Genomic DNA, 21540 nt, shown 5'->3' on the forward strand with positions numbered 1-21540 from the left:
ACCCGATCCCATGCCGAACTCGGAAGTGAAACCGCTTAGCGCCGATGGTAGTGTGGAGTTTCTCCATGTGAGAGTAGGTCATCGTCAGGCACTTATACTGAACCGCCCCTGCAGCCCAGCTGTAGGGGCGGTTCTCTTTGTGCGCGGAAAAAGTCGTGCTCGGAGAAGTGGTGCTCGGAGAAGTTGCGCAGAAAGTCCTGCGTGCGAAATAGCAGTGGGCGAAAGAAAAGAGCGAGAGGAAAGCTCCGCGTGAGCAACGTGCATATGCCACAAGAAGGCCCCTGTCGAGATATCGACAGGGGCCTTTTGTCTTCAGAGCCAGTGAAGTTTCAGCGCGCCATCACATCAGGGCGAGACTTCGTAGAGCTCGATGGGCGTACCGTCAGGGTCTGCCAGGAAGGTGAAGCGGGCGCCGGTGTATTCATCGACACGTATCGGCTCTGGCGTGGCGCCACGGGCGATCAGCAGCTCGACACAGGTGTCGATGTCCTCGGTTGCCAGCGCCAGGTGACGCAGCCCACAGGCTTCCGGATAGCTTGGGCGCTCAGGCGGTGACGGGAAGGAGAACAGCTCCAGCTGGATACCGCCCGGCAAGCGCAGGTCGAGCTTGTAGCTGTCGCGGGCTTCACGATAGGCCTCGTGGATCACCTGCGCATCCATGACCTCGAGATAGAAGCGCCTGGCGCGTGGGTAATCAGCGGTGATGAGTGCCACGTGATGCACTCGCGTCAAAGGCAGGCGCGCTGTCGAAGTGGCACTTGATGCCATGGTGGGACGTTCCGTTGTCATATGGTTGCTCCTGCTGAGAGTCTTCGGTGGCGAATGCCCGAGTGACATCCTGATGAAAGAAGGCGCCCAGTGGGCGCCTTCTTTCATTGAACCCATCACGGGTCATGCTGTGCGCTATCTCAACGACACAGGGTTTCCAGTGCTTCGATCAGGCTGTCCATCTCGGCATCGGTGCCGATGCTGATGCGCAGATGGTCGCGTAGCGCATCGGTATTGAAGTGGCGGACCAGGATGCCCTGCTCGCGAAGGCCGATGAACAGCTTGCCGGCATCATGGGTCGGGTGAGTCGCCAGCACGAAGTTGGTCTGTGACGGCAGGATCTCGAAGCCCAGTGCAGCCATGCGATCGCGCGTCTGCTCACGGGTGGTGATGACGCGTGTGCGGCACTCATCGAAATAGGCGGGATCACTCAGCGCGGCGACGCCGACCTGCTCGGCCAGACGATCGATGGGGTAGGAATTGAAGGAGTCCTTCACGCGCTCCAGGCCCTCGATCAGCTCCCGCGAGGCCACGGCATAGCCAAGGCGAATGCCCGCGAGGCTACGCGACTTCGAGAAAGTGCCCGACACGACCAGATTCGGATACTGATGAATCAGCGGGATGGCGCTTTCCCCCCCGAAATCCACGTAAGCCTCATCCACCAGTACCACGCTCTGCGGGTTGCGCTCCAGCAGCGCGGCAATCGCCTTGCGGCCATGGCCATGGCCTGTCGGGGCATTGGGGTTGGCGAAGATGATGCCGCCATTGTCACTGCCGAAGGCTTCGAGATCGACTTCCCAGTTGTCGGTCAGCGCGATGCTGCGTGATTCGATGCCATACATGCGGCAGTAGACAGGATAGAAGCTGTAGCTGATGGAGGGCAGCAGCAGCGGCTTGTCCTGACGGAAGAAGGCCTGGAAGGCCAGCGCCAGCACCTCGTCGGAGCCATTGCCGACGAAGACTTCCTCTGCGGCCACATGGAAGGTCTCGGCCAGGGCGGCGCGCAGCGAGCTGGAACTCGGGTCCGGGTAGCGACGCAGGTCAGAGGCATTGAACTCGCGCAGCGTCTGTTCCACGGCCGGGGCCGGCGGGTAGGGGTTTTCATTGGTGTTCAGCTTGATCAGCTGCTCACGCGGTTGTTCGCCGGGGACGTAGGGGGTCAGGTCGTGGACCTGTGGGCTCCAGTACTTGCTCATGATTTCTCGCCGCTGGTGACAGTGCATGACCCGTGTCATGGATAGGTTTCATGTTGCCCGCTGGATCGTCGCGGTACAAGCATCGGCAGGCTCTCGCATGAGTCGCGAGGATGCCGCGTGGCGCGACCTGGCGCATTGTTGCCATCCCAGCATTATTCTCATGCACCGCGTGCGCTTGAAGCATCAGCTGGCGCACCGCATGTCACTGGCATGCCCGCCCGGTTCGCCCGAAGAGGCGGCTGGCGAAAGATCAGAGACTCAAGGAGCACCGATGACTGCCAACACCAAGGCCCCGTACGCCGACACCCTGCTTGATCCGGTCACGCTCGGTGATCTCACCCTGCCCAATCGTATCCTGATGGCGCCACTGACTCGAGCGCGCACGCCGGACAGCATTCCCGGTGAGCTTCAGGAGGTCTACTACGGACAGCGTGCCGGCGCCGGCCTGATCATCAGCGAGGCGACCAACATCTCGCCGACCGCGCGTGGTTACGTCTACACGCCGGGTATCTGGACGGATGAGCAGGAAGCCGGCTGGAAGGGCGTCGTCGAGGCAGTGCACGCCAAGGGTGGACGCATGGCGCTTCAGCTGTGGCATGTCGGGCGTGTCTCGCACGAGATGGTGCAGCCGGATGGCCAGCCACCGGTCGCGCCCAGCGCCCTGCGTGGTGAAGGCGCCCAGTGCTTCGTCGAGTTCGAGGATGGCAGCAGTGGTCGCCACCCCACCAGCACGCCGCGTGCGCTGGAGACGGAGGAAATCCCCCAGCTGGTCGAGGACTATCGTCAGGCTGCCGTGCGCGCCAAGCGTGCCGGCTTCGACATGATCGAGGTGCATGCCGCCAACGCCTATCTGCTCAACCAGTTCATGGCGACTGGCACCAACCAGCGCACCGACCAGTACGGTGGTTCGGTCGAGAGTCGTGCGCGCCTGACACTGGAAGTCGTCGATGCCGTCGCCGAGGTCTTCGGGCCGGAGCGCACCGGCATTCGTCTGACGCCCTTCATCGAGATCTTCGGTCTCACCGATGACGAGCCGGAAGAGATGGCCTTCTACATGGCAGACCAGCTCTCCAGACGTGGCATTGCCTACGTGCACGTCAACGAGCCGGACTGGGCCGGCGGCGACGTCAAGTTCACCGATGACTTCCGCCGCGCACTGCGGGAGCGCGTCAAGGGCGCGCTGATCTTCTGCGGTCATTACGATGGGGAGCGTGCGGCACGCATCATCGACGAGGGCATTGCGGATGCCGTCGCCATCGGGCGCCCCTACATCGCCAATCCGGACCTGGTCGAACGCCTGCGTCTGGATGCGCCGCTCAACGAGCAGGATCCTGATACCTTCTACGGTGGCGGTGCCGAGGGCTACACCGATTATCCCTTCCTCGACAACGGGCATGATCGCCGTGGCTGAGGCCGACATGATTTAGCGAATGGCGTTCGATAAACGCCATCGGGGGTGGCCTCACGGGGCTGATACCCGCTATTCTTGAGCGTGGAAGCTCGTGAGCGGTCCGTCTGTCGAGGCAGTCGGGCCGCTCGCCGTCGATAGCGCTGACGCTGCTATCGAATCATCGCCTTAAGGAGGATTCAATGCAGATCAGGACTCTGATGGTGGGAGCCGCGCTGATGGTCGGTCTCGCCGGGTGCGCATCAACGGCCCAGACGACGGATGGTGCCGCTGCCAATGACGCCACCGAGACAGCCAGCGAGCAGGTTGCCGTCTACAAGGGCACCCTGCCGTGTCGTCGTTGCACGGGCATTGAACTCGATGTGCGTCTCAAGGGAGCGGAAGATGCTGCCCCGGAAGCGCGTACCTTCAGTCTCGATGCCACCTATCGCGATCATCCGCAGCAGCCTGCGCCGGAGCACTACGAGGGTCAGTGGGATGTACTGTCAGGTACGGTGACCGACCCGAATGCCACCGTCTATGAGCTGACGCCGAATGGCGAGGGCCAGACCTACTACTTCCTGCGTCTGGACCCCCAGACACTGGAACTGGTCGACCCGCAGAAGCGCCGCTTCCAGAACGGCGAGACACTGCGTCTCAAGCGCGAGTGATGCCACCGCGTGTCATGCACGCGTGAGGTGACAGCAAGGCGGCGCAAGCCGCCTTGCTTGTGTCTGGCATCCGTGTCGGACGTTCGCATCGAGCGCCCCTGCCTGGTGCCATCGGGCGATGCGGGGCATGGGTGCCATGCCGGGCGAGGTGGTCCGAAATCATTACTCCCTGACAGGATGGTCTGATGGCGAAAGCAAAGAGCGCCTTCGTATGTACCGAGTGCGGTAGCGAATTCTCGAAGTGGCAGGGGCAGTGCAGCGGCTGTCGCGAGTGGAATACCCTGCAGGAGATTCGGGTCGGTGCCACGGTATTGCCGGGGGCTGCGCCGGCTGCCGGGGGCATCAGCACTGGCGGGGCGTCACGTGGCGCCACCAGCGCCAGAGGCGGCTATGCCGGCACGCTGAGTGACAACGTGACGGATCTGTCCAACGTCTCGCTGGCCGAAGTGCCGCGCTTCTCCTCGACCTTCGGTGAGTTTGATCGCGTGCTTGGCGGCGGTCTGGTGCCTGGCTCCGCCGTATTGCTCGGCGGGCACCCCGGCGCCGGCAAGTCGACGCTGCTGCTGCAGACTGCCTGCAAGCTGGCGCAGCACAAGCGTTCGCTCTACGTCACCGGTGAAGAGTCGCTGTCGCAGGTGGCGATGCGTGCCCATCGACTTCAGCTCCCGACCCAGGGACTCAAGATGCTGGCCGAGACCAGTGTCGAGACGATTCTGGCCACCGCCGAGCGCGAGAAGCCGGAAGTGCTGATCATCGACTCCATCCAGACCATGCACCTGGAGGATCTGTCCTCCGCGCCGGGGGGCGTCTCGCAGGTGCGTGAGTCCGCCGCGGCGTTGACGCGTTTCGCCAAGCGGACCAACACCGTATTGCTGCTGGTCGGGCACGTGACCAAGGATGGCTCGCTGGCCGGCCCCAAGGTACTGGAGCACATGATCGATGCCTCCCTGTTGCTGGAAGGGGACGGTGATTCGCGTTTTCGCACCCTGCGCGGACAGAAGAACCGCTTCGGCGCGGTCAACGAGTTGGGCGTGTTCGCCATGGTCGAGCTTGGCCTGAAAGAGGTGAAGAACCCCAGTGCGATCTTCCTGTCACGCAGCGAGGAGCAATCCTCCGGCAGCCTGGTGATGGTGGTCTGGGAAGGGACTCGGCCGATCCTGATCGAGGTCCAGGCGTTGCTGGACGATTCGCCGCTGGGCAATCCCCGGCGCGTCGCGGTCGGTCTGGATGGCAATCGACTCTCGATGTTGCTGGCCGTGCTCAACAAGCACGGCGGCCTGTTCACCGGCGATCAGGATGTCTTCCTGAATGTGGTGGGCGGGGTCAAGGTGCTCGAGACCAGCGCCGACCTCGCGGTGCTGTGTGCGGTGGTATCCAGTCTTCAGAACCGCCCGCTGCCGCGTGAACTGGTGGTGTTCGGTGAGGTCGGCCTGTCCGGCGAGATCCGTCCGGTGCCCAGTGGGCAGGAGCGCATCGTCGAGGCCGCCAAGCATGGCTTCACGCGCGCCATCGTGCCCAAGGGCAATGCCCCCAAGAATCCGCCCAAGGGCATGACGATCGTCGCGGTCGACAAGTTGTCCCAGGCGCTGGAAGCCCTGTGATGGCTGCCGGCAGCTGCCACGCGCAAGCCTTCCGGTGACATTCCGCCTGAAACGCACAAGGCCAGCCTCGCGGCTGGCCTTGTGCATATGGGATTGCCACTGGGCGTGATGTCAGTCCTGGCTGTCAGCCTGACGGGCGGCGTGAGCGCAGGCCTTGAGGCGTGCGACCAGCTGTTCGACGCCACGCTCGCGCATCAGCGCCTCGTTGCGCGCCGGCACCTCTTCCACATCCCCCGAATAGGCATTGATCGCCGCCTCGACCGAGCTTTCCCGCAGCAGGTGCAGCATCGGGAAGGGCGAGCGGTTGGTGTAGTTCGCGGCGTCGCCTTCCTCGGTATCCTCGAAGACATAGTCCGGATGGAAGCTGGCCAGCTGATAGATGCCCTCATAGCCCTGCATCTCGAGCAGTGCCTCAGCGTAATCCAGCAGCTCCAGATAGGCATCGAAGTCGCGGAAGCCATCCTTGAAGATCACCAGGGTGGTTTCGGCATCGCGATTGGCATCGAGGTTGAGGAGTTCATCGCCGAGTGCCTGCAGGCAACGCTCGAGTCCCGCGCCGGGGATGACGGCGTACTGGATACTGTTGCGCGCCACTTCACGTGCCGCGAACGGGCATAGATTGTCCGCGATGATGTGCGTCTCGACCCACTGGCGGGTGGTCTCGATGGCCTCGGCCTCACTGACCTCAAGTGCAGGCGTATAGCCGGCCGACGGGGTGGAAGAGGTGGTGTCAGCAGGCGTAGCGTCGGTGGTCATGGCGTCAGTGTCCGCAGCGGTGTCAGGAGGGTGCATTGTCACTGCTCATGCCGGCCATGGCCAGTCCGGATTGGCAGCGCGCCACGATTGTCGCCGGTATCGCTACCGGCAAAGGGAGCCCCGGGCCGGCGAGTACGGTTCGCTGACACGCTGTTTCATCAGCGTATTCAGGGATAGACTTGCCGGGGCCGGACGTCGCCACGCCCGGCCCCGGCATCGTTTCTTCACGGAGGCGATGGCCTCTCCCGCAGCCCACGCACCTTCATGGAGGCACTTCTTGCCCGCTGACAATCCACCGCCACGCCAGCCTGCCGATGATGCCTCTGCCACGTCGAGTGCCACGGCATACCGCCTGTCACGCCTGCTGCCGTTTCTGGGCTGGATGCGCCAGCTGTCGCCGAGAGATGCGCGCGCGGACCTGATCGCCGGGCTGAGCGGTGCGGTGCTGGTACTGCCTCAGGGGGTGGCCTACGCGCTGATCGCGGGGTTGCCTCCGGCGCATGGACTCTATGCCGCCATCGTGGTCGCGATCATCGCCGGACTCTTCGGCTGCTCGCGTCATATGGTCAGCGGGCCGGCCGCCGCCATCTCGATGGTGGTCTTCGGTACCGTCTCGACCCTGGCCACCCCCGGCAGTCCGGAATACCTGCCGCTGGTGCTGGCGCTGACCTGCATGGTCGGCATCATCCAGCTCGCACTCGGGCTGCTGCGCATGGGGGCGCTGGTCAATCTGATCTCGCATACCGTGGTGATCGGCTTCACCGCCGGTGCCGGCGTATTGATCGCCACTAGTCAGCTCAAGCATCTGTTCGGTATCGCGCTGGGAGATGCCTCGAGCTTCCTCGGCACCTGGTGGGCATTGCTTGGGCACCTGGAAGACACCTCGTGGGCGACCCTGATCACCGGCCTCAGTACGCTCGCCAGTGCCTTGCTGGTGCGGCGGGTGAATCGCAGACTGCCGTGGATGCTGGTCGCGATGGCCGTCGGTTGCGGGGTTGCGGCATTGCTGGGTGGCAGCGAGGCAGGCATCCCGATGGTGGGGGCCCTCTCCGGCAGCCTGCCGCCGTTTTCTCTGCCGCCACTGGGGTTTGACACCCTGCGCTCGCTGGGCGGTGCGGCCGTTGCGCTGGCGGTTCTCGGCCTGATCGAGGCGGTCTCCATCGCCCGCGCCATCGGGGTACGCTCGCATCAGCGCATCGATGGCAATCAGGAGTTCATCGGCCAGGGGCTGTCGAATCTGGTCGGCAGCTTCTTCTCGTGCTTCGCCGGCTCCGGCTCCTTCACCCGTTCAGGGGCCAATTACGATGCCGGCGCCCGCACGCCGCTGTCGGTGATGATCGCGGCCCTGATCGTGCTGGCGGTGCTTTTGCTGGTGCCGAATGTCACGGCCTGGCTGCCATTGCCCGCCATGGCGGGCCTGATCATGGTGATCGCCGCCAACCTGATCGAATTCAGTCATATCCGTCAGATTCTCACCGTCAGCCGCGAGGAAGCGGTGGTGCTGGTGATCACCTTCCTCGCCACGCTGCTGCTGCCGCTTGAGTTCGCCATCTTCGCCGGCGTGCTGGTGTCGCTGGTGCTGTATCTGAATCGCACCTCGCGTCCACGTCTGGTGGAAATGGCACCGGACCCCGAACACCCGGAGCTGGGCGTGCGCAATGCCGAGCGCTACCAGCTGACCCAATGCCGTGAGGTCGTCATCCTGCGAGTGGATGGCTCGCTGTTCTTCGGCGCGGTGGACCACGTCCAGCGCAAGCTGGCGCGCTATACCGGCAAGCACGTCATCCTGCTCGGCACCGGCTGCAATTTCATCGACATCGCGGGGGCCGAGATGCTCGAGATCGAGCAGCGCCGCCTACAGGATGCCGGCGGCAGCCTGAGCATGTGCGGCTTCCGACGCTACGCGCTGGAAGTGATGGAGCGCGGAGGCTTCCTTGAGCGCATGGGGGATGAGCACTACTTTCATACTGCCGAGGCGGCCATTGCCGCCCTGCGCGAGGCAGTGTCCGAGGCGCATCGGCCACACGACGGTGAGCCGGCCGCATGTGCGTCCTGCCCGCTGTTCGGCCCTGACAGCATCGGCCCGAGCCAGGGCATTCGCCTGACGCCGCCGCTGGCCTGAGCGGGTGGTGCGGCAGCTGACAGGGCGAGAGTTGGCGGCACGCGAGACGGCAAGGCTGGGGGCCATGTCGTGCATGCGATAGAATGCCTGCCATCGATGTGCCGGGTGCGAGTCGACGGCCATTGCCTCATTTCAGTTTTCCAGTCGAGAGATGCCCATGAGTTTGCCCACCGTGGCGGCCAGCTGCGATCTGATTCGTGATGGCCGTCCGCTGATCGATGTGCGTGCACCGATCGAATTTGCGGCCGGCTCCCTGCCGGGGGCCGTCAACCTTCCGCTGATGGATGACGAGGAACGTCACCGGGTCGGTCTGCAGTACAAGCAGGTCGGCCCGGAGTCGGCGGTGCATCTGGGTCATCAGCTGGTCAGTGGCGGGATCAAGCGCGCCAGGATTCGTGCCTGGGTCGAGCACGTCGAGCGCCATCCCGAGGCGGTTCTCTACTGCTTCCGGGGCGGCATGCGCTCTCAGCTCAGCCAGCAATGGTTGAAGGAGGCAGGCATCGAGCGCCCGCGGATCGCCGGGGGCTGGAAGGCCATGCGTCAGCAGCTTTGCCAGCATATCGATGAGCGCGTCGAGCAGGCCCCGATGCTGCTGATCGGGGGCCTGACCGGCTGCGCCAAGACCGAGCTGATCCATGCGCTCGACAATGGCATCGACCTGGAAGGCTGCGCGCGCCACAAGGGCTCGGCCTTCGGCCGTCACCCCTTCCCGGCACCGAGCCAGATCGACTTCGAGCATCGCATCAGCGCCGAGATGCTGTCACTGGCCGCGGACGCGCCCACCGTCATGGAAGATGAGTCGCGCTTCATCGGCAGCGTCAACATTCCGCTGCAGGCATGGCGCGCGATGGAGGCTGCCCCGCTGGTGAGAGTCGAGATGCCACTGGACTGGCGACTGGTGCAGATTCAGAAGGACTACATCGAAGGGCTGTGGGCCACCTACAGCGGACACTATGGTGACTTCCTCGGCTGGGCACTGCTGCAGCGTCAGCTGCGTCAGGCGTTGCTGCGTCTGCGCAAGCGGTTGGGCAGTGCACGTCTGGCGCGCCTGATTCGCATGCAGGACATCGCCTTCCGTGAACACAAGCGCGGCAATCCCACTGCCCATGAGGGCTGGCTGGCCCCGCTGCTCAGCGAATACTACGACCCCATGTACCGTTATCAGCTCGAGAAGCACGAGCGTACCTTCCTGCATGTCGGCGACTGGGACAATACGCTCGCCTTCGTGCGTGACTGGAGCGCCACGCATCGCTGGCAGCGCTGAGTCGTCGTAGGGCCCCAGCGCCGCCCGGGAGCGCCTCAGGCGTCGAGCCAGTCCACCAGCAGGCGGTCCAGCAGGGCGGCCTGCCGATCAAAGCGCTTCGGGTCTTCCAGCAGCGCGTCTTCTGACTGCACTCCGCGACCCTCATTCGGGGCGGGGTGATGCCGGAGACGGTCACGCGTTGCGGCGGCATCCAGATGGGGATGGAAGTTGAGCGCCAGCACCCGGCCAGCATCCCAGCTGAATCCGGCGATCGGGGTATGCTCACCGCTGGCCAGCAGCTCGCAATCCTCCGGCAGGCCACAGATCTCCTCATGCCACAGCAGCGTCTCGAATTCGGCGGGCAGTCCCACGGGACACTCGTCACTGCGCGTGAGCGTGGCCCAGCGACGCTGCGGCACCACGGCCGGAGACACGATGGCGCCGAGTTGCTCGGCGATGAGGCGCGCGCCCAGCCCGATGCCCAGTACGGGGCGGTTGCTGTTGAGCGCGCGGCGAATCAGCTTGCGCTGCAGGCGCAGTGGCTGTGATTGGGTGCTCACGGCACCTGACAATGGCTGAGGGCCATCCAGGATCACCAGCGCCTGGAAATCGTCGATGCCGGGGAGCGTCTCGCCATCCAGCGGGAAGCTGGTGTTGTAGCTGTGGCCCATGCCGACAAGCCAGTCGCTCAGGCGTACAGAGTCCTGCCAGCCTTGTGATCGTGGCAGGGCATCAGTCGCTGAGTGAGGCGCTGCGTCGGGGATAAGGCCTTGATGTATGAAGTAAAGGTGCATGGCGTCATCATGCGTCAGCCATCTGGCAGCGTAAAGACCCGAGGTCTGCGCTCGTGTGCCCCTGATGCCCGCCATTGCGCAGCGCGCAGGTGGAGGTATCGTGCTGGATGAGCTTGATCACAAACAGGGGAGAGCGTGATGCGTGCTGAACTGCTCGAGCAGATATACACCGTGGTGGCGCAGATTCCGGCGGGGCGAATCACGACCTACGGGCGAATCGCCAGCATGACCGATGGTGCCACCGCACGCATGGTCGGCTCGGCCATGCGCCATCTGCCGGATGGCCATCAATTGCCCTGGCATCGGGTGATCAATGCCTCGCTCAAGGTCACCGACCACGGTGGCGCGGTGCGTCAGCGCGAGAAACTGCGCAGCGAAGGCGTGCTGTTCGATGCTGTCGGTCGCGTGCCCAGAGAATGTCTGTGGCCCTGAATCTCGCCGCGGCAAAGTCTCGTTCGTCAGACTGCCTGAGTGCGCTACCCTAACGCATGTCCCATGCCAACTGTGGCGGGCTGTCGGCTGGCGGATTTTTCCTCCCGACATGTGCCCCGCTTCTTTGAAAAGTGAAGTGAGAAGAGAGCCGTCATGACTCAGCCTGTTCCTGGTTTCCGCGCGCGTCTGGAAGCGCTCGCCCCCGTTCGCCGTACCGCCTTCATGGCAACGCTGACCGAGCGACTCCTGCCCAATGCCGGCTTCTACGCCGAGGCCAATGGCACCGCCAGCGCGCTGGAGACCACGCGCGAGTTGCGCAAGCTGCTGGACCTCGTCTGGGAGCAGCTGCGCGTTCGCGATGCCAAGATCGATTTCTCGCTGCAGGCCGAGAAGGTCACGGCCTTCGAGCCCGACGAGCATGACGACAGCTTCGGTGCGCGCCGTGCACTGGAAGCCGTCATGGCGCTGACCGCCTGCATCGATGTGCTGATCAGTGAGGAGCCGGAAGCCGCGCTCAAGGTCAGTCGCCTGTCCGCCGATGGTGTCCGCGCGCTGATCGACCTGCAGGCCGGTGAGGGCATCGAGCAGGAAGCGCTGGAAGCCATGATTCGCGAGCATCCGCTGATGGTCGATGAGCGCGACTTCCAGGACGCCGTGCTGGAGAGTGTCGAGGCTCCGCGTCTTGAGCGTGATGACTGGCGAGCGCTCAAGCGGCTGGGGCGTAACGAGGATGTCAGCAATCTGGGACTATCCTTGCAGGAATGAGCCCCCGGAAGACCGGGTGAGCGAGCCTGCCCGGCTGACACTGGCAGCCAGGCCATTCCCTTGGAGAGACAGATGGGCAAGACGAGTCAGATGCTTTCCCGCACAGGCGTTGATCCCTTGAATGGCCTGATCCTCGCGCATCTCGAGTCAATGCAGCAGCATCTGGCGCAGGCGACGCTCAGCGCGCAGGAGGTTCATGCGTTGCGCGTCGACTGCAAGCAGCTGCGGGGCTGGTGGCAACTGCGACGTGAGTCACTGGGCAAGGCGGCGGTGAGTGAGCATCAGGCGCGTCCGCGCGCCATCGCCAGAGCATTGGCCGGCCCGCGTGAGGCGCGCATGCTGCGCAAGACCCATGCTCGCGCCTATGCCTGGGTGGATGAGCGTAGCCAGCGTCTGCTGGATGCGCTGCGTCCGGGGCTGACCAGTGCCGCATTGAGCGAGTCGGTGGCGGAGCTGGATCATGCACCTCTGAAACGGCTGCTGAGCGACGAGATGGCCGCCTGGCAGGCCGCTCCGCTGACGGGGGAGGAGCTCACGGCCGGACTGGAATTCAGTCGTCACCGCCTCCACAAGTTGGCGGCGCGGGTGATCAGCAAGCGCGAGATCGAGACGTCCCACCGGCTGCGCAAGTGGATCAAGTACCGCAGGTTCCAGCTGGCACTGGCGCATGCGGCGCTGGGGGAGACGGCAGGGCGTGAACTCGAGTCACCGAGTCGTGGGCGTCGTCGTGAGCCGGAATTGCTCGACAAGGCAGCATCCCGTCTGGGCAATCAGCATGACCTTGCCGAGCTGGCGCTGTGGGTCGGCGAGCGGGTGATGCTGCCCGCCGCCGAGAAGCATCTGGTGGGTGATATTCTGCGACTTGCCGACCAGCGACTCGAGCAGGCGCTCACGCCACTGGCGAAGCTGGGCTACGCCTGAGCGCTGTCGTCGCCTGACCTGCGGGTAATGTCTCTGAAGACACGAACGCCGCCATTCCCTGAGGAGTGGCGGCGTTCGTGTATCTACCTGACGCGAAGGCGATCGCTCAGAGGCGCATCTCGATGCCGCGCTCGGCCATGTAGGCCTTGGCTTGCGGGATGGTGTACTCGGCGAAGTGGAAGATGCTGGCGGCCAGCACCGCATCCGCCCCGCCCTCGAGCACGCCGTCCACCAGATGGTCGAGAGTGCCGACCCCACCGGAGGCGATCACCGGCACGCTGACGGCGTCGGAGATGGCGCGTGTCACGCCGAGATCGAAGCCGGCCTTGGTGCCATCGCGGTCCATGCTGGTCAGCAGCAATTCACCGGCGCCCAGCTCGACCATCTTCTTCGCCCACTCGACAGCGTCGAGCCCGGTTGGCTTGCGCCCGCCGTGGGTGAAGATTTCCCAGCGCGGAGTCTCGCCCTCTTCGCTGATGCGCTTGGCGTCGATGGCGACCACGATGCACTGGCTGCCGAAGCGGTCCGCCGCTTCACGCACGAAGTCCGGGTTGAACACGGCGGCGGTATTGATCGAGACCTTGTCCGCGCCGGCATTCAGCATGGTGCGGATGTCCTCGCAGGTGCGGATGCCACCACCGACCGTCAGCGGGATGAATACCTCACCGGCGATGCGCGACACCATGTCGACCGTGGTGCCACGGTTGTCGACGCTGGCGGTGATGTCGAGGAAGGTGATCTCGTCGGCGCCTTGCTCGTTGTAGCGCTTGGCGACCTCGACCGGATCACCGGCATCGCGGATACCGACGAAGTTGACGCCCTTCACGACGCGACCGGCGTCGACGTCCAGACACGGGATGATGCGTTTGGCGAGTGCCATGATCGCTCCCCTCAGGCCGTGCGGCCGGTGATGGAGTCGGACAGCGCCTGTGCTTCGGCGATATCCAGGCTGCCTTCATAGATGGCGCGACCGGTGATGGCGCCGAGGATGCCCTGATCGGCCACTTCAGCCAGGCCACGGATGTCATCCAGATTGGTCACGCCGCCGGAGGCGATCACCGGGATGCCGCCTTCGCGGGCCAGTGCCACGGTAGCCTCGATGTTGACGCCCTGCATCATGCCGTCGCGGGCGATGTCGGTGTAGACGATGGAGGACACGCCGTCATTGGCGAAACGCTTGGCAAGCTCGGTCGCCTTGATGGTGGAGACCTCGGCCCAGCCATCGGTGGCCACGAAGCCGTCACGCGCATCGAGACCGACGATGATGCGGCCCGGGAAGGCGCGGCACATCTCGGCGACGAAGGCCGGTTCCTTCACGGCCTTGGTGCCGATGATGACCTGACCGACGCCGGCTTCCAGATAGTGCTCGATGGTCGCGGCATCCCGGATGCCACCGCCGATCTGGATCGGCAGCTCCGGGTAGGCGCGGGCGATGCGTGTCACCGCGTCACCATTGACCGGCTTGCCTTCGAAGGCACCGTTGAGATCGACCAGATGCAGGCGGCGACCACCGGCCTCGACCCAGCGCGCGGCCATGGCCAGCGGGTCATCGCCGTAGTTGGTGGAGTCTTCCATGCGGCCTTGCTTCAGGCGTACGCACTGACCGTCCTTGAGATCGATCGCGGGGATTACCAGCATGTCGGGTGTCCTCTCGGCGTGTCTTGGCACGCCTGAATTGTCGTCGGTATATCGAAGGCGGATGAATCGGTGCCCGACTCGCAAGGCAGGCACCGACGGTCACGCAGGTGAGCCCTCAGGGCTGCCAGCGGACGAAATTCTCGAGCAGCTTGAGGCCGGCGGCCGCACTCTTCTCCGGGTGGAACTGCACCGCGAACAGGCTGCCCTCACCGATGGCGACGTGCGCCTCGGCACCGGCGTAATGCGTCGCGCCGAAGACCTGTGAGCGCTCGGCAGCCGAGACATAGAAGCTGTGCACGAAGTAGAAGCGCGAGTTGTCCTCGATGCCTTCCCACAGCGCATGACCCTGGGTGTGGGCGACGTGGTTCCAGCCCATGTGCGGCACCTTGAGACGCTGGCCGTGTTCGTCCAGCTGCTTGTCATCAAAGCGCTTCACATCGCCCTTGAAGTAGGCGAGGCAATCGATGCCACCGTTCTCTTCACTGCGCTCCATCAGCATCTGCTGACCGACACACACGCCCAGCAGCGGCTTGCTGTGGTTGCTCAGCAGTTCGCCGACCAGCCCGCGCAGTTCGGCGCGCTCAAGCTCGCCCATGCAATCGCGGATGGCGCCCTGACCGGGCAGCACCACGCGGGTCGCACCACGGATGGCGCGCGGGTCACTGGTGATCACGACATTCTCGTCAGCCACATGCTCAAGTGCCTTGGCGACGGAGTGCAGGTTGCCCATGCCATAGTCGATGACGGCAATCGTCATGTCTTTCTCCCGCAGGCCGGAGGGGACTCCGGCATTGGATGTTCATGCAGAGGAAGTGCCACCCGGTGCCCGGCAAGCGGCAATGGCTGGCGACACATCCTCTGGCCGCGCGTCACGACGCTTACAGCGAGCCCTTGGTGGAGGCGATGCGGCCTCCCATGCGCTCGTCCTCTTCCACCGCCATGCGCACGGCACGGCCGAAGGCCTTGAAGATGGTCTCCGCCTGGTGGTGGGCATTGAAGCCCTTGAGGTTGTCGATGTGCAGCGTGGCGCCGGCATGGTTGACGAAGCCCTGGAAGAATTCCCAGAACAGCTGCGTATCGAAACGCCCGATGTTGCCGCGCGTGAACTCGCACTGCATGAACAGGCCCGGGCGACCGGAGAAGTCGATCACCACGCGTGACAGGGCTTCGTCCAGCGGCACGTAGGCATGGCCGTAGCGGCGGATGCCGGCCTTGTTGCCCAGCGCCTGCGCGAAGGCCTGGCCGAGAGTGATGCCGATGTCCTCGACGGTGTGGTGGTCGTCGATGTGCAGATCACCGTCGCAGTCGACGTCGATGTCGATCACGCCGTGACGGGCGATCTGGTCCATCATGTGTTCGAGGAAGGGCACGCCGGTGTTGGCGCTCAGCTTGCCTTCGCCGTCCAGATTGATGCGAACCCGAATCTTGGTTTCCGAGGTGTTGCGATGAACCTCGGCGATACGCTCTGCCATGATGTCTCTCCAGCGGTCGGTGACCTCACCGCGGCTTCGGGGCTGATGAGGTCTGGCGCAGTCTGGGGCCTGGGTGTGAGAGGCGTATGTCCAGTCCGGCCGGGAAGTGCGCATCATGTGGTTGTTGTCATGTGATGTCGCAAGTGAAAGCGTGATCCAGTGACGTTGTCGAGGTTGCGGGTCACTGATCGATGGCAGACGCGTCGTCCTTGCCTGCCCAGCCCGTCATTATAGAGAAAGGACAACGGCATCCGCTACAATGGCGGGCATTCATATCGCGGGCGAGGATCTCACCATGCCGGTCACTCTTCAGATGATCGATCACGCACGCTGGCAGGCCGATGAGCAAGTGCGCATCGACCTGTCACGCATCTATCACGAAGCCCCCGGTGAACGCCTGCCACTCGCGCCGGATGAGTTCATTCAGGCCAGCCTGGAGACCGGTCATCGCTTCTGCACCGCCTTCTTCAATGATCGCCATATCGGCGCCCTGCTGTGCGAGGACGATGGAAGGGCATGGCGCATCCGTCATTGCTGCGTGCGCAAGAGCACCCGTCGACGCGGGGTGGGAACGCGCCTGATGGCATTGATGTCGCTGGAAGCGGCGGCGCGTGAGCGCCTGCTGGTCGTGCCGGATCAAGGATTGACGCTGGCTGACGAGCTTCTGCTGTCGCGGCTCGGTTACGTGAAGGATGCCGAGCAGCAAGGCTTCGTGCTGGCCCAGACAGATAGCGAAAGCTGACGGCTGGACCGGCGTGACAGGAACTGATGACGCCGGGGCCTGTCCACCGCAGGTGAACGTTGACGCTGGCGTCTGGCATCGGGCGCACGTTCGCGCCCTCAGGTGCGACAATCGGGATCATTCACACGTGCCGGGCAATGCCTTCAGGAGCGAAGGCAGCCCGGACATCTCATCGTGTCAAAGGGAGGACGCAGATGAAAGCACTGTTCAGGGCCTTGCTGGCCATCGTCGGAGTACTGGCGCTGGTCGTGGTGGCGGGGGTGATCTATGTCACCACCTTCCTCGACCCGAATGATCTCAAGCCGCGTCTGGTCAAGGCGGTCAAGGACCAGGCGGGGCTGGAGCTGGCCCTGAACGGTCCGCTGGACTGGTCGTTCTACCCGCGTCTGGGCGTCAGTGTCGAGGACGCCCAGACCTGGCTGCCGGAGCAGGCTCATGACCAGACACCCTTCGCCTCCTTCAAGCGTGCCGAGGTCGGAGTGTCCTTCGCGCCCTTGCTGAGCGGTGAGGTGGAGGTCGAGGGCGTGTTCCTCGATGGCCTGAAACTGGACCTCAAGCGAGACGCTGACGGGCGAGGCAACTGGGAGAGTCTGTTGCAGCATGCTGCCGATGCCGCCGAGAGCGGTGCGGCGGACAAGGCCCTGCCTCCCGCCAAGAGTGCCGGTGTCGCCATGGCCGATGAGACGCAGGGAGATGCCGGTGTCAGCGATGGCGCTGAAGGCATGGCCGTCAATCTCGATATCGCCTCGATTCAGGTCACCAATGGGCAGATCACCTACCAGGACGCTGCCAGCGGTCTCGACATGACGCTCAATGAGCTGGCATTGAGCTCCAGCAACGTCAGCCCGACCAAGGCGTTCCCGGTGGAGCTGTCCTTCGTGGCGGAGGGGCGTGAGCCTGAGCTGCGCAGCACCATCAATCTGGACGGCAAGGTGGCGCTGGACCTTCAGAACGGTCGCCATGTCCTGACCGGCATCAGCCTGGATACCGCCACCAGCATGCCGTCGCTGAGCGAGCAGTCCCAGCAGCTGGCGCTGGAGATCGATACCCTGACACTGGATACCGAGCAGCAGCGCTATCGCATCGAGGGTGGGGAGCTGGATGCCTCGCTCAACGAACCGTCGCTGGGAGAGAAGGCGCTGCCGGTGAAGGCGACCTTCGGGGCGGAAGCGGATCTTGCCGAAGGCACCGCGACGCTCTCCGATCTGCTGCTGACCTCGGGCAGTGACCTGCGTCTGAGCGGGGCGCTCAAGGCCAGTGACATCACGGGCGAGGCGCTGAGCTACAGCGGGCAGTTCAAGCTGGCCCCGCTGTCGCCCAAGGCGTGGATGACGCGGGTCGGCATGCAGGCACCGCAGACGGCACGCGGCGATGCACTGACCTCGCTGGCATTCTCCAGCCCGCTCAAGGGCGATCTGTCACAGGTACAGCTGACCAACCTGGTGATGGCGCTGGATGACACCACCATCAACGGACGTCTCGGCTCCTCCTTCGATGCCTCGCAGATCACCTTTGATCTGGATGTCGATGCGCTGAATCTGGATGACTACCTCCCGCCGCAGACCAGCGAGAAGACCGCGAGTCTCGGTACGGGGGTGACGGCAGGACTGGTGGCGCCGGCCTACGCGGCTGACGGCGATGCAGAGGTGTTGCCGGTGGAGCTGCTCAGAACTCTCGGGCTCAAGGGCCAGCTGGACATCGCGAACCTCACGGCATCCGGACTCGAGATGCGCAAGGTGTCCGCCAAGCTGTCCGGCCAGCCGGGACTGCAGCAGCTCGATAGCCTGACGGCCAGTCTGTACGGCGGTAGCCTGGCAGCCAGTGCCCGCATCGACAGTCGCAAGACACCGCTGACCATGAGCTTCGGCGAGAAGTTGACCAATCTGGATATCGCGCCATTCCTCAAGGCACTGGCGCCTGAGCAGGATGACATCCTGCGTGGTCGTCTGACCCTCAATGGCGACTACACCACCAGCACCAATCAACTCGACAGCATGAAGCGCAACCTGAATGGTTCGGGTGACTTCGAGATCCGCAATGGCGAGATACTCGACGTCAACGTGTCCGAGAAGATGTGCACCACGGTGGCGACGCTGAGTGGCAAGACGTCCTCGCGTGACTGGGCGGCGAATACCCCGCTGGAACGCGCACAGGGCAGCTTCAAGGTCACCAATGGCGTGATCAGCAATCAGGATCTGGCACTGGCGATCCCGGGTATCGCGCTGGATGGCAAGGGGCAGCTCAACCTGCCGACCGAAGCCTTTGACTACAACGTGGCGGCGCGCTTCATCGAAGGAACGGATGACGCTGCCTGTGAGGTCAATCCGCGTCTGGTCAAGTTGCGTTTCCCGGTGCAGTGTCAGGGCAATCTGAGCGGTGAGCCGGGCGAATGGTGCGGCTTTGACCAGAAGGGCTTCCAGACGGCCGCCGCGGAACTGGCCAAGGATGAAGCCAAGCGCAAGGCGGGCGAGAAGGTCAGCGAGAAGCTGGATGAGAAGCTCGATGAAGACACGCGCAAGAAGATCGATGACAAGCTGGGCGAAGGCGCCAGCGACAAGCTGAAGGGCGCGATTCAGGGGCTGTTCAACTGATCACGCGCTCCTAGCACAGCAAGACCGGCACGCCAGTCCCTCGGGGCTGGCGTGCTGCCGTTGGAGCCCAGACCATGGCGCGCCATGGTACGAGTCACGAGTAGAGGAAGTCTTGATGGCGGTACCTGACACTGCGGCCACGCCTGACGTGGCGGCGTCTGATACCCACGCCCCGCCAGGCGTGGCAAGCATTGCGCTGAGCCCGGAGGAATTCCAGGCCCGCGTGTTCGCATGGTTCGATGAGCATGGCCGCAAGCACCTGCCCTGGCAGGAGAACACCACCCCGTATCGTGTATGGGTCTCGGAGATCATGCTCCAGCAGACCCAGGTCACGACGGTGCTGCCCTATTACGCGCGCTTCATGGAATGCTTCCCGGATGTCGCCGCGCTGGCGGCGGCGGAGATCGATGAGGTGCTGCACCTGTGGACGGGGCTTGGCTACTACGCCCGGGCGCGCAATCTGCACAAGGCCGCTCAACAGGTGGTCGCTGAGTATGGCGGCACCTTCCCGGTCGAGAGTGTCGAGGCACTGTCGGCCTTGCCAGGTATCGGGCGCTCGACCGCCGGGGCGATCATCAGCATCAGCACCGGACAACGGGCGCCGATTCTCGATGGCAACGTCAAGCGCGTGCTGGCTCGCCTGCATGCCGTGGAAGGCTGGCCGGGACGTCCGGCGGTGGAGCGCAAGCTGTGGGCATTGGCGGAGCGCTATACCCCGCAGATGCGGCTGGCGGACTGGACCCAGGCGATGATGGATCTCGGGGCCACCCTGTGCACGCGCGGCAGCAAGCCGGATTGTACGCGCTGTCCCTTCGAGGAAGTCTGTGTGGCGCATGCACGCGGCGAGGAAAAGCGCTTCCCCGAGAGCAAGCCCAAGAAGGCTATTCCGACACGTCAGACGCTGATGCTGCTGGTCAGTGACGAGACGGGCCGGATTCTGCTCGAACGACGCCCACCGACGGGCATCTGGGGCGGCCTGTGGGCGCCGCCGCTGGTCGAGGACCGCGAGGCCGCGCGGGAGTGGGTCGCCCGTGAAGCGCGAGGCGCGCATCTGGAGGCGCCGCTGGACAGTTTCGAGCATGTCTTCAGCCACTTCCGGCTGACCATCACGCCGCAGCCGGTCCAGCTGGGAGCGGCGGAACTGACGCCGTCGGCGGAGGATGGCGTCAACGAACACGGAGCAGACCGTCGTTTCGTCGACCCCGCCGCGCCGGATGCCGTGGGCCTGCCGGCACCGGTCAAGGCGCTGCTGGCACGCTGCACGGATGATCTGTTCGGGCTGTGAGCGAGTCCCTCTCATCGACAGGCCTCGGACGCCTGGGGGAAACCCGCTCAAGCGTGCGAGAATGAGGCAATCGATTGAGCGTCTGGCGAAGGCTCGGCGCTCAACCGCACTGACATCCAGTTCTCTTACGGAGTTACCCATGCGCACCGTACATTGCCGCAAGTATGACCAGGACCTGCCGGGTCTCGACTTTCCGCCGCTGCCGGGCGAGAAGGGCCAGGATATCTGGGCCAACGTCTCGAAGCAGGCATGGGAAGAATGGCAGGCGCTGCAGACACGCCTGATCAACGAGAAGCACCTCAACATGATGGATGCCGACAGCCGTCGCTATCTGATGGAGCAGATGGAGCGTTTCTTCCGCAACGAAGAGACCGATCAGGCCGAAGGTTTCGTCCCGACTGACGCCGCCGCCAAGGGCGAAGCGCAGGGCGGACAGGGCTACGAAGTCTGACGAGACGGCGAGGGCGATGGAAGACGAATAACGACGCCAAATTCTTGATAAGCAAGGGTTGACGTCGGGAAAGGTTTTCTATTTAATACGTCCTCGTTGGCAAGGGCCAGATAGCTCAGTTGGTAGAGCAGGGGATTGAAAATCCCCGTGTCGGCGGTTCGATTCCGTCTCTGGCCACCAAGTGTTGGGGTATAGCCAAGTGGTAAGGCACCGGTTTTTGGTATCGGCATTCCCAGGTTCGAGTCCTGGTACCCCAGCCAGCTGACATGCAGTAACGTAGTAAGAAGACTCATATCATGAGTTCTTTGTGCCGGCTTAGCTCAGTTGGTAGAGCAACTGACTTGTAATCAGTAGGTCGAGGGTTCGACTCCTTTAGCCGGCACCATCTTCAGGCTTCTGTAGATGAACGAAGAACGCAGGATATCGAAGTCGCCCAGGCGGCTTTTTTTGTGTCTTCCGGTCGGCCAGATAGCTCAGTTGGTAGAGCAGGGGATTGAAAATCCCCGTGTCGGCGGTTCGATTCCGTCTCTGGCCACCAAATTGGGGTATAGCCAAGTGGTAAGGCACCGGTTTTTGGTATCGGCATTCCCAGGTTCGAGTCCTGGTACCCCAGCCAATTCTGGCTAGCGGATGAAGTCGCAGGATGAATTCGGCAGCCAACAGAAAAGCCACCCTCCGGGGTGGCTTTTTTGCGTCTGGCGTCTG

20 protein-coding genes, 5 tRNA genes and 1 rRNA gene are annotated in these 21540 nt (G+C 63.9%); 18 read left to right on the forward strand and 8 right to left on the reverse strand.

Translation table 11 applies throughout. From position 1 onward, the window contains the following. A 5S ribosomal RNA gene (gene rrf, locus HXS66_RS03905) occupies positions 1-90 on the forward strand; the annotation flags it as partial. 255 nt (positions 91-345) lie between these two features. Here the strand turns inward: rrf and HXS66_RS03910 are convergent. Together HXS66_RS03910 and hisC are read right to left on the reverse strand one after the other, a co-directional pair. Beyond that, positions 346-789: a VOC family protein gene (locus HXS66_RS03910; RefSeq protein WP_240499622.1), complete on the reverse strand. Its 444-nt coding sequence runs from the start codon at positions 787-789 to the stop codon at positions 346-348. Positions 790-908: 119 nt separating this feature from the next. After that, the gene (gene hisC, locus HXS66_RS03915) at positions 909-1964 is read right to left on the reverse strand and encodes a histidinol-phosphate transaminase (protein WP_084209842.1); all 1056 of its coding nucleotides are present in this window, start codon (positions 1962-1964) and stop codon (positions 909-911) included. A gap of 271 nt (positions 1965-2235) precedes the next feature. On the opposite strand from hisC, the gene HXS66_RS03920 reads away from it, so the two are divergent. The 3 genes from HXS66_RS03920 to radA all read left to right on the forward strand — a co-directional run bounded on the left by HXS66_RS03920 (position 2236) and on the right by radA (position 5623). Next, positions 2236-3375, forward strand: coding sequence for an alkene reductase (locus tag HXS66_RS03920; protein WP_218015140.1), 1140 nt, complete (start codon positions 2236-2238; stop codon positions 3373-3375). Between the two features lie 179 nt (positions 3376-3554). Next, entirely contained in the window at positions 3555-4022 is a 468-nt protein-coding gene (locus HXS66_RS03925) for a copper resistance protein NlpE N-terminal domain-containing protein (protein ID WP_176502916.1), read from the forward strand. A gap of 185 nt (positions 4023-4207) precedes the next feature. After that, positions 4208-5623 (forward strand): DNA repair protein RadA, encoded by a 1416-nt coding sequence (gene radA / locus HXS66_RS03930; protein ID WP_077378515.1) that lies wholly within the window; start codon positions 4208-4210, stop codon positions 5621-5623. Between the two features lie 111 nt (positions 5624-5734). On the opposite strand, the gene HXS66_RS03935 is transcribed toward radA, so the two are convergent. Continuing rightward, a complete protein-coding gene (locus HXS66_RS03935) occupies positions 5735-6379 on the reverse strand; it encodes a DUF1415 domain-containing protein (protein ID WP_176502917.1) in 645 nt (214 codons plus the stop codon). Between the two features lie 277 nt (positions 6380-6656). Between HXS66_RS03935 and HXS66_RS03940 the strand changes: the two genes are divergently transcribed. Beyond that, the gene (locus tag HXS66_RS03940; protein ID WP_176502918.1) at positions 6657-8501 is read left to right on the forward strand and encodes a SulP family inorganic anion transporter; all 1845 of its coding nucleotides are present in this window, start codon (positions 6657-6659) and stop codon (positions 8499-8501) included. 157 nt (positions 8502-8658) lie between these two features. Next, complete coding sequence (gene mnmH / locus HXS66_RS03945) at positions 8659-9765, forward strand: tRNA 2-selenouridine(34) synthase MnmH (protein WP_077378521.1); 1107 nt, start codon at positions 8659-8661, stop codon at positions 9763-9765. A gap of 35 nt (positions 9766-9800) precedes the next feature. Here the strand turns inward: mnmH and HXS66_RS03950 are convergent, their stop codons facing one another. Next, positions 9801-10415, reverse strand: a complete 615-nt coding sequence (locus HXS66_RS03950) for a type 1 glutamine amidotransferase (RefSeq protein ID WP_176502919.1) — start codon at positions 10413-10415, stop codon at positions 9801-9803. Positions 10416-10673: 258 nt separating this feature from the next. Here HXS66_RS03950 and HXS66_RS03955 point away from each other — a divergent pair, with 258 nt between their 5' ends. The 3 genes from HXS66_RS03955 to HXS66_RS03965 all read left to right on the forward strand — a co-directional run bounded on the left by HXS66_RS03955 (position 10674) and on the right by HXS66_RS03965 (position 12656). After that, positions 10674-10970, forward strand: a complete 297-nt coding sequence (locus HXS66_RS03955; RefSeq protein ID WP_077378527.1) for an MGMT family protein — start codon at positions 10674-10676, stop codon at positions 10968-10970. A gap of 153 nt (positions 10971-11123) precedes the next feature. Then, complete coding sequence (locus HXS66_RS03960) at positions 11124-11735, forward strand: YjaG family protein (protein WP_077378530.1); 612 nt, start codon at positions 11124-11126, stop codon at positions 11733-11735. Positions 11736-11825: 90 nt separating this feature from the next. Then, complete coding sequence (locus HXS66_RS03965; RefSeq protein ID WP_176502920.1) at positions 11826-12656, forward strand: CHAD domain-containing protein; 831 nt, start codon at positions 11826-11828, stop codon at positions 12654-12656. 106 nt (positions 12657-12762) lie between these two features. Here HXS66_RS03965 and hisF read toward each other — a convergent pair whose 3' ends face one another. From hisF to hisB, 4 genes are all read right to left on the reverse strand, one after another. Beyond that, the gene (gene hisF / locus HXS66_RS03970; protein WP_176502921.1) at positions 12763-13536 is read right to left on the reverse strand and encodes an imidazole glycerol phosphate synthase subunit HisF; all 774 of its coding nucleotides are present in this window, start codon (positions 13534-13536) and stop codon (positions 12763-12765) included. Positions 13537-13547: 11 nt separating this feature from the next. Then, the gene (gene hisA / locus HXS66_RS03975) at positions 13548-14294 is read right to left on the reverse strand and encodes a 1-(5-phosphoribosyl)-5-[(5-phosphoribosylamino)methylideneamino]imidazole-4-carboxamide isomerase (protein WP_176502922.1); all 747 of its coding nucleotides are present in this window, start codon (positions 14292-14294) and stop codon (positions 13548-13550) included. Between the two features lie 115 nt (positions 14295-14409). Then, positions 14410-15051 (reverse strand): imidazole glycerol phosphate synthase subunit HisH, encoded by a 642-nt coding sequence (gene hisH / locus HXS66_RS03980; RefSeq protein WP_077378543.1) that lies wholly within the window; start codon positions 15049-15051, stop codon positions 14410-14412. Between the two features lie 121 nt (positions 15052-15172). Further along, complete coding sequence (hisB, locus tag HXS66_RS03985; protein ID WP_077378545.1) at positions 15173-15766, reverse strand: imidazoleglycerol-phosphate dehydratase HisB; 594 nt, start codon at positions 15764-15766, stop codon at positions 15173-15175. A gap of 295 nt (positions 15767-16061) precedes the next feature. Here hisB and HXS66_RS03990 point away from each other — a divergent pair, with 295 nt between their 5' ends. From HXS66_RS03990 to HXS66_RS04030, 9 genes are all read left to right on the forward strand, one after another. Beyond that, on the forward strand, positions 16062-16508 hold the full coding sequence (locus HXS66_RS03990; protein ID WP_077379332.1) for an acetyl-CoA sensor PanZ family protein: 447 nt from the start codon (positions 16062-16064) through the stop codon (positions 16506-16508). Positions 16509-16702: 194 nt separating this feature from the next. Beyond that, entirely contained in the window at positions 16703-19099 is a 2397-nt protein-coding gene (locus tag HXS66_RS03995; protein ID WP_167593063.1) for an AsmA family protein, read from the forward strand. Positions 19100-19214: 115 nt separating this feature from the next. Further along, positions 19215-20384, forward strand: a complete 1170-nt coding sequence (gene mutY, locus HXS66_RS04000; RefSeq protein ID WP_176502923.1) for an A/G-specific adenine glycosylase — start codon at positions 19215-19217, stop codon at positions 20382-20384. A 139-nt stretch (positions 20385-20523) separates the two neighbouring features. Then, entirely contained in the window at positions 20524-20835 is a 312-nt protein-coding gene (locus tag HXS66_RS04005) for an oxidative damage protection protein (protein ID WP_077378554.1), read from the forward strand. Between the two features lie 104 nt (positions 20836-20939). Continuing rightward, positions 20940-21015: transfer RNA gene (locus HXS66_RS04010), tRNA-Phe, on the forward strand. A 5-nt stretch (positions 21016-21020) separates the two neighbouring features. Continuing rightward, positions 21021-21095 (forward strand) — tRNA-Gln (locus HXS66_RS04015). Positions 21096-21144: 49 nt separating this feature from the next. After that, positions 21145-21220: transfer RNA gene (locus HXS66_RS04020), tRNA-Thr, on the forward strand. Between the two features lie 77 nt (positions 21221-21297). Next, positions 21298-21373 (forward strand) — tRNA-Phe (locus HXS66_RS04025). Positions 21374-21376: 3 nt separating this feature from the next. Beyond that, positions 21377-21451, forward strand: a tRNA-Gln gene (locus HXS66_RS04030). Positions 21452-21540: the final 89 nt, after the last annotated feature.

Source organism: Cobetia sp. 5-11-6-3 (genome assembly GCF_013374055.1).
Classification (GTDB): Bacteria; Pseudomonadota; Gammaproteobacteria; order Pseudomonadales; family Halomonadaceae; genus Cobetia; species Cobetia marina.

Bases quoted from the DNA above. Each gene is read 5' to 3' on its own strand.
- HXS66_RS03925 (WP_176502916.1), top strand. From the start codon at position 3,555: ATGCAGATCAGGACTCTGATGGTGGGAGCCGCGCTGATGGTCGGTCTC.
- HXS66_RS03950 (WP_176502919.1), bottom strand. From the start codon at position 10,415: ATGGGCCACAGCTACAACACCAGCTTCCCGCTGGATGGCGAGACGCTC.
- hisF (WP_176502921.1), bottom strand. From the start codon at position 13,536: ATGGCACTCGCCAAACGCATCATCCCGTGTCTGGACGTCGACGCCGGT.
- HXS66_RS03995 (WP_167593063.1), top strand. From the start codon at position 16,703: ATGAAAGCACTGTTCAGGGCCTTGCTGGCCATCGTCGGAGTACTGGCG.
- HXS66_RS03965 (WP_176502920.1), top strand. From the start codon at position 11,826: ATGCTTTCCCGCACAGGCGTTGATCCCTTGAATGGCCTGATCCTCGCG.
- mutY (WP_176502923.1), top strand. From the start codon at position 19,215: ATGGCGGTACCTGACACTGCGGCCACGCCTGACGTGGCGGCGTCTGAT.
- HXS66_RS03920 (WP_218015140.1), top strand. From the start codon at position 2,236: ATGACTGCCAACACCAAGGCCCCGTACGCCGACACCCTGCTTGATCCG.
- HXS66_RS04005 (WP_077378554.1), top strand. From the start codon at position 20,524: ATGCGCACCGTACATTGCCGCAAGTATGACCAGGACCTGCCGGGTCTC.
- hisH (WP_077378543.1), bottom strand. From the start codon at position 15,051: ATGACGATTGCCGTCATCGACTATGGCATGGGCAACCTGCACTCCGTC.
- radA (WP_077378515.1), top strand. From the start codon at position 4,208: ATGGCGAAAGCAAAGAGCGCCTTCGTATGTACCGAGTGCGGTAGCGAA.
- hisA (WP_176502922.1), bottom strand. From the start codon at position 14,294: ATGCTGGTAATCCCCGCGATCGATCTCAAGGACGGTCAGTGCGTACGC.
- mnmH (WP_077378521.1), top strand. From the start codon at position 8,659: ATGAGTTTGCCCACCGTGGCGGCCAGCTGCGATCTGATTCGTGATGGC.
- HXS66_RS03960 (WP_077378530.1), top strand. From the start codon at position 11,124: ATGACTCAGCCTGTTCCTGGTTTCCGCGCGCGTCTGGAAGCGCTCGCC.
- HXS66_RS03990 (WP_077379332.1), top strand. From the start codon at position 16,062: ATGCCGGTCACTCTTCAGATGATCGATCACGCACGCTGGCAGGCCGAT.
- HXS66_RS03910 (WP_240499622.1), bottom strand. From the start codon at position 789: ATGACAACGGAACGTCCCACCATGGCATCAAGTGCCACTTCGACAGCG.
- hisC (WP_084209842.1), bottom strand. From the start codon at position 1,964: ATGAGCAAGTACTGGAGCCCACAGGTCCACGACCTGACCCCCTACGTC.
- HXS66_RS03935 (WP_176502917.1), bottom strand. From the start codon at position 6,379: ATGACCACCGACGCTACGCCTGCTGACACCACCTCTTCCACCCCGTCG.
- hisB (WP_077378545.1), bottom strand. From the start codon at position 15,766: ATGGCAGAGCGTATCGCCGAGGTTCATCGCAACACCTCGGAAACCAAG.